Annotated in this window: 12 protein-coding genes; 6 read left to right on the top strand and 6 right to left on the bottom strand. The window is 69.3% G+C overall.

Translation table 11 applies throughout. The features are described 5' to 3' along the window. Window positions 1-37 precede the first annotated feature (37 nt). On the top strand, window positions 38-2,764 hold the full coding sequence (locus AB0H62_RS31605) for a bifunctional YncE family protein/alkaline phosphatase family protein (protein ID WP_360590090.1): 2,727 nt from the start codon (window positions 38-40) through the stop codon (window positions 2,762-2,764). A gap of 431 nt (window positions 2,765-3,195) precedes the next feature. On the opposite strand, the gene AB0H62_RS31600 is transcribed toward AB0H62_RS31605, so the two are convergent. The 3 genes from AB0H62_RS31600 to AB0H62_RS31590 form a co-directional block, all read right to left on the bottom strand. Further along, on the bottom strand, window positions 3,196-3,711 hold the full coding sequence (locus tag AB0H62_RS31600; RefSeq protein WP_360590088.1) for a hypothetical protein: 516 nt from the start codon (window positions 3,709-3,711) through the stop codon (window positions 3,196-3,198). Window positions 3,712-4,123: 412 nt separating this feature from the next. Beyond that, the gene (locus tag AB0H62_RS31595) at window positions 4,124-4,462 is read right to left on the bottom strand and encodes a hypothetical protein (protein WP_360590086.1); all 339 of its coding nucleotides are present in this window, start codon (window positions 4,460-4,462) and stop codon (window positions 4,124-4,126) included. Next, window positions 4,459-4,935, bottom strand: coding sequence for a VOC family protein (locus AB0H62_RS31590; protein WP_360590306.1), 477 nt, complete (start codon window positions 4,933-4,935; stop codon window positions 4,459-4,461). The genes AB0H62_RS31595 and AB0H62_RS31590 overlap by 4 nt, the downstream gene beginning before the upstream one ends. A gap of 639 nt (window positions 4,936-5,574) precedes the next feature. Here AB0H62_RS31590 and AB0H62_RS31585 point away from each other — a divergent pair. Further along, window positions 5,575-6,255, top strand: coding sequence for a hypothetical protein (locus tag AB0H62_RS31585; protein ID WP_360590084.1), 681 nt, complete (start codon window positions 5,575-5,577; stop codon window positions 6,253-6,255). 533 nt (window positions 6,256-6,788) lie between these two features. Here the strand turns inward: AB0H62_RS31585 and AB0H62_RS31580 are convergent. Then, entirely contained in the window at window positions 6,789-7,838 is a 1,050-nt protein-coding gene (locus AB0H62_RS31580; protein WP_360590082.1) for a LuxR C-terminal-related transcriptional regulator, read from the bottom strand. 88 nt (window positions 7,839-7,926) lie between these two features. On the opposite strand from AB0H62_RS31580, the gene AB0H62_RS31575 reads away from it, so the two are divergent. From AB0H62_RS31575 to AB0H62_RS31560, 4 genes are all read left to right on the top strand, one after another. Beyond that, window positions 7,927-8,346, top strand: a complete 420-nt coding sequence (locus tag AB0H62_RS31575) for an ester cyclase (protein ID WP_360590080.1) — start codon at window positions 7,927-7,929, stop codon at window positions 8,344-8,346. Window positions 8,347-8,363: 17 nt separating this feature from the next. After that, window positions 8,364-8,555: a hypothetical protein gene (locus AB0H62_RS31570; RefSeq protein WP_360590078.1), complete on the top strand. Its 192-nt coding sequence runs from the start codon at window positions 8,364-8,366 to the stop codon at window positions 8,553-8,555. Between the two features lie 128 nt (window positions 8,556-8,683). Further along, the gene (locus AB0H62_RS31565) at window positions 8,684-8,923 is read left to right on the top strand and encodes a hypothetical protein (RefSeq protein ID WP_220239811.1); all 240 of its coding nucleotides are present in this window, start codon (window positions 8,684-8,686) and stop codon (window positions 8,921-8,923) included. A 496-nt stretch (window positions 8,924-9,419) separates the two neighbouring features. Beyond that, window positions 9,420-10,694: a flavin-dependent oxidoreductase gene (locus AB0H62_RS31560; RefSeq protein ID WP_360590076.1), complete on the top strand. Its 1,275-nt coding sequence runs from the start codon at window positions 9,420-9,422 to the stop codon at window positions 10,692-10,694. 4 nt (window positions 10,695-10,698) lie between these two features. On the opposite strand, the gene AB0H62_RS31555 is transcribed toward AB0H62_RS31560, so the two are convergent. Together AB0H62_RS31555 and AB0H62_RS31550 are read right to left on the bottom strand one after the other, a co-directional pair. Further along, a complete protein-coding gene (locus AB0H62_RS31555; RefSeq protein ID WP_360590074.1) occupies window positions 10,699-11,175 on the bottom strand; it encodes a cupin domain-containing protein in 477 nt (158 codons plus the stop codon). A gap of 76 nt (window positions 11,176-11,251) precedes the next feature. Beyond that, a complete protein-coding gene (locus tag AB0H62_RS31550) occupies window positions 11,252-13,975 on the bottom strand; it encodes a BTAD domain-containing putative transcriptional regulator (RefSeq protein ID WP_360590072.1) in 2,724 nt (907 codons plus the stop codon). Window positions 13,976-14,153: the final 178 nt, after the last annotated feature.

Here is a 14,153-nt window from a genome sequence, read left to right as displayed (position 1 = left end):
GGAGTCCCCTCCGAACATTTGTTCTGTGAAAGGATCGATGGTGCAAGTTCAACGACGACGGTCTGCCGCGCGCAAGCGCTGGACGATCGCTGGCTCTGCCGTGGTCATGCTCACGGTCGGCGGCGTCGCGTCCGCCGCGGTGGCCCACGTCCCGGACAACCCGTTCGGCACGAGCATGCTCGGCCAGCACGACGTGGCCGGGCGGATCCTGACGTCGGACAACCACTGGATCTCCCCGTTCGGAGCGCGTGCGGCCACGTTCTCCGCCCAATCGATCGGTAGCGCCATCAGCCCGGACGGCTCGAAGGTGGCGGTGCAGACAGGCGGCACCAACTCCGGCACGCCGTCGATCACCATCCTTGACGCCGCAAGCGGTTCGGTGCTGCAGACGTTCGGGGGCACCGGTGTCGCGGCACCGGTGTACTCGCCCGACGGCTCAGCCCTGTATGCCGCCACGACTGCCAGCGTCCTGAAGTACGCAGTCGGCTCCAACGGCATGATCACCAACCCGACCGCGCCGGCGAAGCTCGCGCTGCCGGGCGGGTCGCTGCCGTACGGGCTGACGCTGTCGGCCGACGGCGCGAAGCTGTACCTCGCGCTGAGCGGCAGCAACAAGCTCGGCGTGGTCGACACCGCCACGAACACGCTCACGGCCCAGGTGGCGGTGGGGAATGCGCCGCAGGCCGTCACGATCGCCGGGAACAAGGCGTTCGTGTCGAACCGCGGTGGCCGTACCGCCGTCGCCGGCGACACGACCAACAAGTCCGACGGCACGAACATCGTGTCCGACCCGGTGACCGGCGCTTCGGCGACAGGTACGGTCTCGGTGGTGGACCTCGCGACCAACACGGTCGTCGACACCGTCAACGTCGGTCTCCAGCCGACGTCGCTGACCCAGCACGACGGCGCCGTGTTCGTGACCAACACCAACAGCGACACCGTTTCGGTCATCGACGCGGCCACGCACAAGGTGACGCAGACCGTCAACGTGGAACCGCTGCCGGGTATTCAGGTCGGTTCGTCGCCGAACTCGATCGCGTTCACCGATGCGAAGCACATGCTGGTGAGCGTCGGCCGCGACAACGCGCTCGCGCAGTTCGAATACGACGGCCCCCGCAGACCGGTGAAGTACGAGGGCCTGATCCCGACCGATTGGTACCCCAACCAGGTGCAGTTCGACGCCAGGCTGGGCAAGGTCATCGTCAGCAACCAGCAGGGCATCGGCACCGACGGCGCTCCGCAGAGCTATGCCTACAAGGGCACGCTGACCTCCTTCGCCATGCCGGACGGCCGGCAGCTCGCCGACACGACCCGGCAGGTGTTCAGCAACAACGCCTGGGACCGCCCGGCGCAGGCGGGGAACCTGCAGTCGGACGCCAACGGTCACGGCCGGCTGACAGCGATCCCGCGGCAGCACGGTGAGACGTCGCCGATCAAGCACGTGTTCATGATCATCAAGGAGAACCGGACCTACGACCAGATCCTCGGCGACCTGGGCAAGGGCAACGGCGACCCGTCGCGGACCAGCTTCGGCGCCGCTGTCACGCCGAACGAGCACAGCATGGCGAACACGTTCACGACGTTCGACAACTTCTACGACAACGGCATGCTGTCGGCGGACGGGCACAACTGGCTGACGCAGGCCGAGCCCAACGACTACCTGGCACAGGACGCGGCCAGCGCCTGGGCCCGGAGCTACCCCTACAACGCCCGGGACGCGCTGGCCTACCAGCGCGACGGGTTCATCTGGGACGCCGCCGCACGCGCCGGCAAGTCGGCGCGCAACTACGGCGAATACGAGGCCATCGCCAGCGGAACCCCCGGCTCGTGGCAGCAGTACTACGCGGACTCGCAGATCCTCGAGGGCAAGGCCACCGGCAGCCTCCCGGTGGCGATGGACGCGTACAAGTCGTACTCCGACGTGCCGTCGAACAACGCCATCAGCAACCCGAACTTCCCTCAGTTCAACCTGGCCATCCCCGACCAGTACAAGGTCGACGTCTGGGAGCAGGACTTCAAGAAGGCCGAACAGACTGGTGATCTGCCGGCTCTGACGACCATGTCGCTGCCCAACGACCACACCGGTGGACCCGCGACCCCGCGGGCCCAGGTCGCCGACAACGACCTGGCCGTCGGCCGGATGATCTCCGACATCTCGCACAGCCGGTTCTGGAAGGATTCGGCCGTGTTCGTGTTCGAGGACGACACCCAGGCCGGCACCGACCACGTCGACGGGCACCGTGCGCCGTTCTTCATCGCCAGCCCGTACGTCAAGCGCGGCGTCGTCAACAGCGAGTACTTCACGCAGGTCAACGCGGTGAAGACGATCGAACAAATCCTCGGGATGCAGCCGCTGAACCAGGAGGACCGCGCCGCGACGCCGATGTTCAGCGCGTTCACCGACACGCCGAACGTCACGCCCTACACCACGGTGGCCAACCAAATCCCGCTCACCGAGGGCGTGAGCAACCTGATCCCGGTGACTCCGGCGTCGGGTTCCCCGTCGGCTCAGGCGAGCGTGGCGCCGGCCGCTCCCGCCGACCAGCAGCAGACGGCGGATGCCTGGGCCCAGTGGCACCAGAACGTGGCGATGCCGAAGCTGACCGGAGAACACGCTCAGGTCGACGGAGTGAACCAGCCGCAGCTGGGCCGGTACGACTGGTACACCTCGACCGGGTGGATCAAGCCGTTCCCCGGCGACAACAAGATCCTGCGGCCTGACGAGGTTCCCGGCCGCTACCTGTTCAACGACGACAACCAGTAAATAGTCTGCCGTAACTGGGTGTCGGCCGGGGCCCGCAGGTGGGCCTCGGCCGACACCTCCGCGCACAACGAGCAGTGTGCGTGACGTCCCATCTCGCGAGGCGGCGCTCGATACGGCCGCCGAGACGATCGAAGCCCGGCCCGCAAGGGAAGGGGATCGAACGCACTGTGTGCGATTCTTCTGATGAGGCGGACGAGCAGGTTCCCTCGTCGCGGTCCCATGAGGGCCGTCCGGCACATCCCCGAGCTGGCGAACCGCCTGGCCGACCGGGCCGATCCGTTGGCGCGGCAGCTGACCGGCGTGTTCCGCGAAGAGATCCCGTTCTATCGGCCGGCATCAGTCAGTGGCATCCACAGCGCCGGCACCGGTTCGGGCGGCCGATGTTGCGGTTCGTACTGGCCACCACGCGGAGCGGTGCGGCCGCGTCTTGTTCAGCCGGGAATGGGCAGGTGCGGGTATCGCTTGAGAACGTGGGGTTCGGCGCGGGGGCCGGGCCAGAGGACGACGTGGTAGGTGTCGTCGCCGTGGATTCGGTCGTCGGAGATGGTGTCGAAGCCTGTGGCGTAGGTGTGGGCGGTGTAGTTGCCGGGTGGGACGGCGGTGCGGGGAGTGGTGGGTCGGTAGTCGAGTTTGGACACGACGATGCGGCCGCTGGTGATGCGGAGGCCGGCTTCGGTGACGTGGTCCCAGCCGTCAAGGTTGTCGTCGGGCGGGGTGGTGCGGACGTCGAGGATGACGGGCAGGGTGCGGCGGCGGGCGGTGCCGACGCCGATGGCGCCGTCGGTGGCGGCGACGAGGTTGTTCATCAGGTCGGTGATGAAGGCGCGGGTGGTGTCGGGGCTGGCGGTGTCGTCTTGGACGAGGAAGCTGCCGTAGTCGGCGAACACGTCGAGCTCGACATAAGCGAGCCACGTCTCGTCGGCGCTCGTGGGTGACTGGTCGGGCATGAGGTGGACCTGGGCTCCGTCGGGTAAGTGTTGGATGGTGCGGGCGAGGGGACCTCCGGCGCGCATGGCAGGTGACGGCGTCCTTGGCGATGAGATGCCAGGCGCCGGCGAAGGCCTGGGCGCCGTGGACGTCGGGGTCGGCCAGCAGCCAGGCGGCCCAGTCGTCGAGGCTGGTTCCGATCTGGGTGCGGTCGGCGGTTTCGGGTTGGGCCGGCCGCCGGCGAGCTCGGCGACCGCGGAGATGGTGGTGCGAACCGGGCCGAGGCTGTCGTGCAGCTGCGCCGCGGCCTCGGCGACGCGCGTGCGGGTCGCCAGCACATCGTCGTCACGTTGCCGCGGTCGTAGTTGCGCGGTCGCACTGCCTGCCGCCACGCGTAGGCCGGGGCATGCTGATTGCCCTGGCCGGGATCGTTCATGCGGGAAGGGCGTCTCCGGGGAATCCGTGGCACGGGAGAACCTCGCAGCGCATCATCCCGGCTCGCACGCAGGGGTCCTTGGCCATGATCTCCGTGGCTTCTTCGGCCGGCACGGTCATGATCGCGACGCCGGCCATGGTGTCGGAGGCGACCGGGCACAGGATCGCGATCACCCCCTCAGCGCGCAGCGACACCATCCGTCGCTGGTGTTCGAGTTCGATCGCGTCCGCGCCGTCCGTGGTCCGCTCCGGACCCCACTGAAGGAGCACCAAGCTGTAGGGCTTCGCGGTCGCGGCCAGAGCCCGGATCTGTTCGTCGGTCACGGTCGTGCTCATGATGTCTCCTTACTTCTCGATGCGCTCGGCCAACGAGACGATGATTCCCTCGGGCCGCGGATGTAGGCCATCCGCCACACGCCCTCGTATTCGCCGATGCCGCCCACCAGGCCGTAGCCGTCGGCTGCGGCCTGGTCGACTGCGGCGTGCAGGTCGTGCACCTCAAAGGCGACGTTGCGCAGGCCCAGCTCGTTGGCCGGCGCGGCAGGCGAACCCGGCAGATGGTCCGGCCGTGTGAAGCTCGAGAGCTCCAAGGTCGTACCTCCGCCGGGCGGTCGCAGCATGACGATCTCGGTGCGGGCGGCGGTCATGCCGATCACCGTGTCCAGGAACTCGCCCTCGACGGCCATCTTCGGGTCGGCCTCCAGCCCGAGGCCGACGAAGAACGCGGTCACGGCGTCGAGGTCGGCGACGGTGATGCCGACATGGTCGAAGCGCCTTACGAAGGTCATGGGAGCCGATCGCGACGTCATGACCACCACCCTAACGAGGATTGAGGACTGGTGCGGGCACCTGCCACGATGTGTCCATTGGGGACGCCCGGTCGCCGTCGTTCATTCGCTCGACTCAGGTGAAACTCGCTTTGCGCGGTGGCGCGGCCACTTTGGTCGCGGGCGTGTGTGCGGAACGCGGCCTCGAAGACGCCGTCGCGACGGGCCGAACCGCCACTTCGGGGAGATCGCGGCGACCAGTTCGCTCGCGCCGACGACACGGAGGGCTCGCACGTGCACCCGCAGCCGGGGCGCCAGCTGCTCGACGGAGTCGGCCGCGGTATCGGCGGGACGCGTGCGCAGGGCTCCACTGTGGAGCAGCAGCTGGCGGAACAGGCCTTCCACCGGAGCCGATCACCCCGCGAAGACCGGCGGCGACTGTGCCTGCGGAGTCCCCACCCAGGGTGACACGGGCAGGGTCGCCACAAGCGACATACAACCGCGGCACTATGTCTGCTTTGTCGCGGTAGGCCGCTGACCTTCAGTAACACCGAGTCTGCCGAACGGACCAACGGCTGTTCCGGTTGGTTCAGACCGTCCACAAGACGTTACAAAGCCCCGGTAACGAACATCAGCCGTCCGTCGATTCAGTGATCGACATCGCCGTTGTCTCTTGAAGGATTGCTCGTGACCGAGGATGTACCGGAACTCGTGGAGACACCCATCGTCGCCGCACCACCGCGTCGCTCCCGCTGGAGTTTTCTGGCGATAGGCGCTGCGATCGGTCTCGTGGTCGGTGCGGCCGGCGTTGGCGTGCCGTGGTTCCTGAGCGCGCACGACTCCGGCGTGGTCAGCGGACTGCCGCTCAAGGCGCCAGACACGCTGGGCGGCGTCGACCGGGCAGATGTCTATCCGGTCAAGGTCAAAGACGACTACGCCCACCGCCAGTTCGCCCAGCGCAACGCCACCAACGACCGGGAGAACGGCAACCGCATTTCCGTCGCTTACGGTGCGCCGGCGCTGGTGCAGACCTACACCGCCGTGGACTTCACACACTCGTTTCAGATCACCGCGGTGCGGGCGCACGCCCCGGGACTCGCGATCCCGTACGAGGACAAGAACAGCGGCCTCGCCGGCCCCATCAACGAACTCCGCCAAGTAGGCGACGTGTCCTGCGTTCTGCACAACAACCTGGCGCCGTCCGAGCAGCTCTCGCCGGACAAGACGTCGGTCGTGGTGTGCCAACGAACGGATGCCGTCCTGACGATCCAGCTCAAGCCCCTCGGCGACGACACGAAGGAATACAACGACCCGGCGGCGTGCGCAGCGATGATCAACGAAGCGTGGGCCAAGCTGCACTGAGGGTGCCACGCATCGGCAATCGCTCGGTTACCACGGTGGTCAACGCCTCGAGCTGCTCCTCATGAACTCCAGCAGTCTTCAACGACTATCCACGCATTCGATATCTGCGGTCGGAGACGTCCGACCCACCGCGCGCCCTGCAGCTGCGATCGATCAGCATTGACCTCAGCCGCCCCTCGGGCAGCGAAAATGTTCCAATGCGCTGCGCAAGCTTGACCCGTCCCCCAGCACACCGCGGCGCCCATCAACACGTCGCTATTCCCGATTCATGATCAATATCGGTGAGAAGTGGTCGCGTTGGCGGTTCGGTGGGCGCCGATGTCAGTATCGGTCATGGCCGGTAATCCGTTGTGCTCGATTTCCTCAAAACCCGGGCTGCGGTCGCAGTGCCGATGGTGGTCGCCGTTGTGGGCCACCGACTGTCGCGGCGACTCGAGTTGTGGGAGGCCAGTGTGATGGCGGACTCAGGAGCTGATCAAGGCGCGTCGGACGGAGCGTGAGGGGTTCGTCGATGGATGCACGCGATGGCCCGGTCAGGGCGGTGGCGGGCTCAGCAGGAGGGCGACGAGGTCGCGTCGGCTGCGGACGCCGGTCTTGTCGAAGACGGCCTTGAGGTGATCTTGCACGGTGTGCGCGGAGATGTGGAGGGTCGCGGAAATCGTGCGGGTCGGGTTGCCGCGCAGTACGAGGGTGGCAACCTCGGCCTCGCGTGCGGTGAGTCCGTGCGCAGAGAGCATGAGCGGCACGGCGGCGCGGGGCTCCACGGGTTCCGCGACGACGGTGATGTGCGTGGCGTCGGGCGGCCCGGCAAGGCGGGAGGCGTGCAGGTTGAGCCAGGGTCCGGCGCGGGTGCGGACCCGGGTGCTGGGTAGCGGGCCCGCGGGGTGCCGCTCGAGGCCGCGAAGGGCCGCCGCGACGCCGTAGACGGCCACGGGCAGCGGCAGCTGGCCGGGCTCGAGCAACGAGAGCAGGTGCTCGGCCTCCGGGGTCATAGCGATCGTGCTGAGGTCGTCGGCGAGTAGCACGACTCCGGGCCGTAATGCGGGGTCGGCGGCCGGGGAGCCCGGCAGCAGCATGGTGTTGCGCAGGGCCTGGGCGATGTGTGGGGAAACGCGGGCGAGGGTGGCCGCTTCTGCCCCGGTGAAGCCAAGTTCATGGTCTTCGCGATGCAGGCACAGGTAGCCCCAGCACTGGCCACCCGCGATCAACGCGGAACGCAACTCATCGCCGAGACCGAGCGGGCGCATGATCTCGCGGTAGCGTTCGCTGGCCGGCCGGTCGCGGCGGGTCGTCGAGTCCAAGCTGGCCACCGGCCGCGCGGCGGTGGCCAGGGTGGCGAACTTGTTCACGTCGTCCCGGCCGAACTCGTTATCCAGGAACAACTGCGTCACCGTGCCGAGCGGCTCGTCCGGCCACGCGCCTGTGAACAGCAGCGTCTCCGGATCCGCCGTCGCCAGGAATGCCGCGTCGTTCGGGATCAGCCGGCGCAGCGCCCGGAGCACCTCGCGCCGCACGCCCTCGCGGTCCATGCCACCGTGACACAGCCGAAGGAGGTCCTGCTCGGCGCGGCCGGATCTCGCCATGTCCACAGTGTCACTCGCGAGCGGCGGAAATGGAAATCCCAGATCGTTGGGATGGTTTGGGTACCGGTTGGGCCAGACGATGAGCGGCATGACTACAGAACACAGCAAGCATCTTGTAGACGCGTTCATCCAGGAACTGTTCACCAAAGGCGACCTCAGCGCCGTCAATCGCTACCTGGACCCGAGTTTCGTCAACCACGACCTGCCGTTCCCGGGCGCCCCGGAGGGACCCGAGGGCATGCGCATGGCAGCCGCCATGTTCCGGCAGGCCCTGCCCGACTGGCACAGCGACCTGGACCGGCTGATCGCGGAGGGCGACATCGTGGTCGAGGCGTTCACCGCGAGCGGCACGCACCGTGGCGAGCTGATGGGTGTGCCCGGCTCCGGCAAAACCTTGACGCTGCGCGGCATCAACGTCTTCCGGATCTCGGGTGACCGGATCGTCGAGCGCTGGGGCCGGCTCGACGACCTCGGGCTTCTCCAGCAGCTCGGGCTGGCTGACGGGTAACAGACGAGGCCGAGCTGGTGAGCGGCGTTCCGAAGGCCAGACAGTTCGACAATGCGGAATGGCGCCGGGACCGCGCGGGCAGTTCGCACCGTCGGCCGAACACGTTCGGCGTGGACGCGGTCGAGGTACCGGACGAGCTGGACGTCGCCGGCGACACGCAGCGGGCGTTCGCGGCGAAGCCCGGCCGGGTGAGTATCCGTTCGGTGTAGCACGCGCTGAGCCGGATCCGTTCCCATTCGGTCACCGAGAGCGGCCCCGGCTTTGTCGGGGCCGCTCGCCGGCACGCCGTGCAGGCCGATGTTGTGGAGGGGCCGGCCTTGCGCAGCGCCGTCACGTCGTGGGCCGGCAGCCCCATCGCCTGGGCGGCTCGGCCGGCTGGCTCGCCGACCGCGCGGGAGTGCCCGCCCCGCCGCCTGCTGCGCAGATCCGTGAAGTCGGCCGGGTGACGTTCAACCTCGATGCGCTAGAGCTGAACCAGGGCAGTTGCGGTGTACCCGGGGAGCAGGCGAAGCTGGTGTCGTGGTTCCCGCAGCGGCTCGACCGAGGCTGTGGCCATCGCCATTTGATCACCATCTGACGACAGAAACTCTGCCCCGCATGCAGGAACAGGGCTTCTGACCTTCGGTTTCAGTCGGCGCGCGGTAATGGGCTGGCACTAGTGACCGCTTCCGTGTCAGGGAAGTGCGGCACATCGCTTGACCTGGCCAAACGGGCGCCATCGCAGGTCATGGGTTCGGGTTCCTCCCGTAGGGGCGGGTTCGGCGCTGTTGCCTCGGGTTGCCGTCGCCGGGGGATCGCCACGTTTTCTGGCGGGCCGGGTGGTGCACGCCATCGACGGGCTGCTCCCGCCGCGGGTAAGCCGCCGGACGTCTTCCAGACCTGCACGGCATCACCATTTCCTGGCCGGACGGAGCTCCGGCGAGCCGCACAGCCCCACTCGAATGGCCCAGCGATGCCCAATCTCCATCCAACGGCCCATTGATAGCCAAGATCGTTGAGATTTGGTCCCGGGAACTCGACCCGCCACCGCACCACCACCGCTCGGGGGGTGGTGCGGATCTCCCGTCTCCGTGATGCTGGCACTCGACGTCGAACCAGGGGAGGTGGCCGTGAAGGTCGTCATCGTCGGAGCGGGGGTCGGGGGGCTGACCGCGGCGTTGCGGCTGCACCACGAGGGCATCGAGTGCGTCGTCCACGAGCAGAGCGAGCGGATCTCCGAGCTGGGTGTCGGGATCAACGCCTTGCCTCACGCGGTCAAGGAGCTCGCCGCGCTGGGGCTGCTCGACGCGCTGGACGAAGTCGGGATCCGCACCCGCGAGCTGTTCTACACCCATCGGCTCGGGCAGGTGATCCTGCGCCGGCCGTGCGGGCTCGACGCGGGCTTCACGCTTCCCCAGTTCTGCCTGCACCGGGGCCGGCTCCAGGGCATGTTGCTACGCGCGGTCCGGGACCGGCTCGGCCCCGACGCGGTGCGGACCGGGCACCGGCTGACCGGGTTCGACCAGGATGCCCACGGCGTCCGCGCGCATTTCGCCGACCGGCGAAGCGGCACGGAGATCACGGTTCCCGGCGACATCCTGGTGGCGGCCGACGGAATCCACTCGGCCGTGCGGTCGCTGCTGTTCCCGGCGGAGGGCCCGCCCCGTTGGAACGGCGTCATGATGTGGCGCGGCGCCACAGACTGGCCGGAGTTCGACGGCGGACGATCGATGATCGTCGCCGGCGGCACCGCGGCGAAGCTGGTGATCTACCCGATCGCCCCGGGCCTGAGCACAGGCACCCGGCTCACCAACTGGGCCGTCTGCATCCGCACCGGGCAGCCCGGTGCCGCCCCGCCGGAGCGGCAGGACTGGGCCAAACCCGGCGACCGGGCCGAGCTCGCCCGCTACCTCGGACGATTCCGGTCGCCGGTGGTCGACCACGTCGCGCTGGTCGAGGCCACCGAGGAGATCTTCGAGTTCCCGATGTGCGACCGCGACCCGCTGCCCGCCTGGTCGCACGGACGCGTGACGCTGCTCGGCGACGCCGCCCACCCGATGTACCCGATGGGCTCCAACGGCGCCGGCCAGGCGATCCTCGACGCCACCAGTCTCGGCCACAACCTGGCGCGCCACGCCGATCCCGCCGAGGCGCTCGCGGCGTACCAGGCCGATCGCCTCGCGGCCACCGGCGAGATCGTGCTCCGCAACCGCCAGGGCGGGCCGGAGAACGTGATCGACGAGGTCGAACGTCGCGCTCCGGGCGGCTTTTCCCGCCTCGAAGACGTGATCGACGCGGCGACGCTCGAGGCGATCGTCACCGGCTACGCGCAGGCTTCGGGTGGCTCGCAGCAGCAGGTGAACAAGTGAGGGTTCAGGCGCCCTCCACCGAACCCGGCGGCAGGAAGTTGACATCGTGCAGCGCCGACACCCGGATGACCTCGGCCGGGTCCTCGAGGTTGTGCAGCTTGTCGAACAGTTCGGCGAGCCGCCCGGCCGGGCTCACCCAGAACAGTCCGCGGGTGATGCCTTCGCTGCGGTTGTAGTACGCGTGGGGCAGGCCCCTGGGCATCCGGACCGTGTCGCCGGGGCCCGCGGTTTCCCACGCGCCGTCGAGGTAGAGGGTGAACACGCCTTCCAGGATGTAGATGTGCTCGTCCTGCGTCGGGTGCACGTGCGGCGGGACGCCGGTTCCGGGCGGGTCGAGGGTCTCGAACGCGAAGCTCGATTCGCTCGCCGCCTTCATGGAGTAGGTGTGCCCGAGCACGTTCCACACCTTGTCGCGCATGCCCTCCTGGGCGAGCGTGATCCCCTTCGGTAGGGGACCGAGCACGATTTCCTCGCCGGTCATGACACCTCCTGGCCGATGGTTCGTCAGCTACGCACTCTGCGCCACCGCGGTCCCGATGTACAACCGCCGGAGGGATCTACCGGTCGTGCTCGGCGTCGGCCAGCCGCTCCTGCACGCGGGCGTGGCGGAACTGGTAGACGCCGCCGGCCTGCCGCAGGACACCGCGGCGGTGGGCGTCGTCGAGGAAGTGCATGAGCCGCCAGGGAAGCCGGCCGGTCGCGGCGAGCCAGAGGTGGTGGACGAAGTAGTTCCCCCAGGCGCGCGTCACCAGCACCGCCAGGCCGATGCCCCCGCCGAAACACACGCCGACCACGAACGGCAGCACCGGGTCCGTCGCCGGAGGGAACACCTGCCCACCGGCGATCGCGCCGGCGAGGCCGTAGCACACAGCGGCGACGCCACGGGCCATGAAGAACCCGAACAACGCTCCCGCCAGCCCGCCGGCGATCGCGAGCGCCAGGTCGAACCGGCCGCCCAGCACCGGCAGGAACCGCGTCTGCGCGGTGAAGGCGAACGCGATCCCGTCGAACAGCCCCCCGGACACCAGGAAGGAGACGGACAGCGCGATCGCACCGGTCCGTTCGTTGCGCAGGATCGTCGCCGGGCTCGACACCCGGCTGGCGTCGACGGGTTTCGCGAGCCAGACGTGCACCGCGAACACCACGCCGAACACGAGCGCCAGGAAGACGACCAGCCCGGGGGCCAGCGACCAGCCCAGCCCGAGCAGGACGCCCACCACCGCGCCGACCGCGAACCGGCCGGCGAACTTGCCCGCGGCGCCGGCGAAACGCAGTTCGGTGCGCAGGGGCTCCGGCGGGCGCCCGAAGCGGTGGGTCAGGTAACCGGCGCCGCCAAACGAGAGGGCGTAGATCGCGGCGAGCGCCGGCCCGTCGGACAACCAGCCGGTGGCGAGGAAGAACAGCGCGATCAGCACACCGACCAGTCCGGCCCGGGTCCCGGCGGGAACCGCCCGGTGGAGCTGCCACCAGGCCAGGTCGCGGCTGCGTGCCCGCTCGAGGTGCCGGGCCAGGAAACCCAGCCAGCGGTTCGCCTGTGCTGCCGTGTACCGCCCGGACGGGCTGGTCTTCGGGTTCCGTCCCGGCGGCTGTGGCACCTGCGCGTAGGCGTGGGGGAGGAACGAGTCGAGCAACTGCGCTTCCAGCGCCGCCGCGTCTTCCGCGGCAAGCAGCTCCGCGGGATCCTCGCCGGGGCGGCCGTAGCCGATCCGCGCGAGGTCGACCATCAACGGTGTCCGCAGCACGCGCCCCAGCGGCCCGTCGGGGTCCCGGCGCAGCCGCTCGGCCACCGGACGCCAGCGGTCGGACCCGGCGCTTTCCCGCGCGGACAGGTAGGTGATCGCCTCCTGGCGGCTGACGGGTTCGAGCCGCACCACGGTGGCCGAGCTCATCACGGTGCCGGACTCGCGCGTCACTTGCTCGTACTCGGCGGAGCGGCAGGTCAAGACCAGTGAGCGGCCCACGGCCATGGTCTGGTCCAGTGCGTCGAGCGCCGCGACGCGCAAGTCGGCCGGCATTTCGTCGAGCCCGTCGAGGACGGGGACCACGTGGCCGCCGAGGACGAGCCGGGTGGGCGCGTCGGGTCCGTACTCGCGGGCGTTGAGCAGGGCCGGGTGGTTGTCGGCGAGCCGCCCCGCCAGCCACCGGTCGAGGTGTTCGCGCCGCGGGTCCCACGAAGCCAGCGACAGCAGGACCGGTACCGGGGCGTCCGGGGCCCGGGTGCGCAACAGCTCCAGCGTCATCACCAGTGCGAGCACCGACTTTCCGGAGCCGGGATCGCCGAGCACGACCAGCTGCCGCACGGGCAGCTCCGAATAGGTCTCCGCGATGTCGTCGAGGTCGCCCCGCAGAGCCGGCTTTCCCGGCCGCGTGCCCGCCGACCACCGCAGGGTGATCGGCTGCGGCCGGTGCAGTGAACGCAGCTCGGCTTCGGCCCGCCACTGCCACGTGACGGCTTCGGCCAGCTCCGTGACCGCATGGCCGAAGTGGTGATCCGGCGGGGATTCCGGCTCGGGCTCGGGGACGGGAGTGACGGCAATCGCGGCGGTGGGCGTGGCGTCGGCCAGGATCTGCTCGTGGAGCCGGCGCAGGTCGGGGTTCGGGTCCACGCCGAGCTCGTCGGCCAGCAGCCGGCGCAGGCCGTGGAACAGCGTCGAAGCTTCGGCGTAGCGGCCTTCCTCCGCGAGCGCGCGCATCAGCAGCAGGTGGGACGATTCGCGCATCGGGTGCTCACCGCAGAACGCGCTCAGCTCGCGGACCACCTCGCCCGTTTCGCCGAGCCGCAGCTGCCATTCCGCGCAGAGCTCGACGGCGTCGGCGCGCTGTTCGTCGAGCAGCGCGGCCCGACCGGCCAGCGTGGTCGTCCGCAGCCCGTCGAGCGCCGGGCCACGCCAGAGGGCGAGCGCGCCGCGGATCTCCTCGACGGCGTCGACGAGCTTCACCTGCCCGGCGAGCCCCCGCGCGGTCGCGACGTGGCGGCGGAACCGGAGTGAGTCGAGGTCGTCGGCGTCGGTCTGCAGGCGGTACCCGGGCCCGTCGGTGACGATCACCCCGCCGGTCTCACCGAGCCGGGCCCGCAGCGCGGAAACACAGTTGCGCACCTGCTTCACCGCCGTTGTCGGTGGCTCGTCCTCCCACAGCGCGTCGATCATGCGCTCCACCGGAACGACCGAGTTGGGACTGAGCAGAAGGGCGGCGAGCGCCCGCTGCTGACGCGGGCTCACCAGGAGGACCCGGTCCCCGTACGCCCGCACTTCCAGCGTCCCGAGAATCCGGAACCTCATGCACATCCCCCCTCGGTCTCAAGGCTAGCGCCCGGCGCCCGATCCGAAACGCGCAGGTTGGAGCCGCAGATATCGAGGCGAGGACGAAACGAGGACGGCGTAGGCGACCCTGGGGTCACGGCGAACGAGGGGGAACGCCGGGGGAGACCCGGTGGCGGGCGCGTCGTTTTGGGGGTCG

Origin of the sequence: Amycolatopsis sp. NPDC050768 (assembly GCF_040654155.1) — a bacterium.
Lineage (GTDB): Bacteria > Actinomycetota > Actinomycetes > Mycobacteriales > Pseudonocardiaceae > Amycolatopsis.
The sequence above is the reverse complement of the archived record's forward strand: the minus strand, read 5'-3'. Positions and strand labels throughout refer to the sequence as shown.

Bases quoted from the DNA above. Each gene is read 5' to 3' on its own strand.
- AB0H62_RS31605 (WP_360590090.1), top strand. From the start codon at position 38: ATGGTGCAAGTTCAACGACGACGGTCTGCCGCGCGCAAGCGCTGGACG.
- AB0H62_RS31600 (WP_360590088.1), bottom strand. From the start codon at position 3,711: ATGCCCGACCAGTCACCCACGAGCGCCGACGAGACGTGGCTCGCTTAT.
- AB0H62_RS31595 (WP_360590086.1), bottom strand. From the start codon at position 4,462: ATGAGCACGACCGTGACCGACGAACAGATCCGGGCTCTGGCCGCGACC.
- AB0H62_RS31590 (WP_360590306.1), bottom strand. From the start codon at position 4,935: ATGACGTCGCGATCGGCTCCCATGACCTTCGTAAGGCGCTTCGACCAT.
- AB0H62_RS31580 (WP_360590082.1), bottom strand. From the start codon at position 7,838: ATGGCGAGATCCGGCCGCGCCGAGCAGGACCTCCTTCGGCTGTGTCAC.
- AB0H62_RS31575 (WP_360590080.1), top strand. From the start codon at position 7,927: ATGACTACAGAACACAGCAAGCATCTTGTAGACGCGTTCATCCAGGAA.
- AB0H62_RS31560 (WP_360590076.1), top strand. From the start codon at position 9,420: ATGCTGGCACTCGACGTCGAACCAGGGGAGGTGGCCGTGAAGGTCGTC.
- AB0H62_RS31555 (WP_360590074.1), bottom strand. From the start codon at position 11,175: ATGACCGGCGAGGAAATCGTGCTCGGTCCCCTACCGAAGGGGATCACG.
- AB0H62_RS31550 (WP_360590072.1), bottom strand. From the start codon at position 13,975: ATGAGGTTCCGGATTCTCGGGACGCTGGAAGTGCGGGCGTACGGGGAC.